Here is a 268-nt window from a genome sequence, read left to right on the forward strand (position 1 = left end):
GCTGTATTCTGGAATATTTACATACACATATTGCTCATCACTTGCGCCTGCAAAGTTAGTTATTCTATAAAAGTTAAGTTTTAATTTATCGAGTTTTTGCTGTGCGGGCACATTAAGCGATGCAAAAGTACGCTTACCCACTCGGCCATCAACTTTTAAACCATGGCGGCTTTGAAATTGCTTAACAGCTTGCTCTAAATCTTTATCAAACGTGCATATAGCTTCGTCGCACACATTAGTTTTTAAGTCACGCTCTTGATATAAGCGC

General features: G+C 38.4%; 1 protein-coding gene. It reads right to left on the reverse strand.

The genetic code is table 11. From position 1 onward, the window contains the following. Nucleotides 1–268 (reverse strand): peptidoglycan-binding protein (locus tag AAEY72_RS15070; RefSeq protein WP_352311375.1); only part of this gene is annotated, 268 nt, incomplete at both ends.

It is taken from the genome of Psychrobacter sp. W2-37-MNA-CIBAN-0211 (genome assembly GCF_040309405.1).
GTDB lineage: Bacteria > Pseudomonadota > Gammaproteobacteria > Pseudomonadales > Moraxellaceae > Psychrobacter > Psychrobacter glaciei.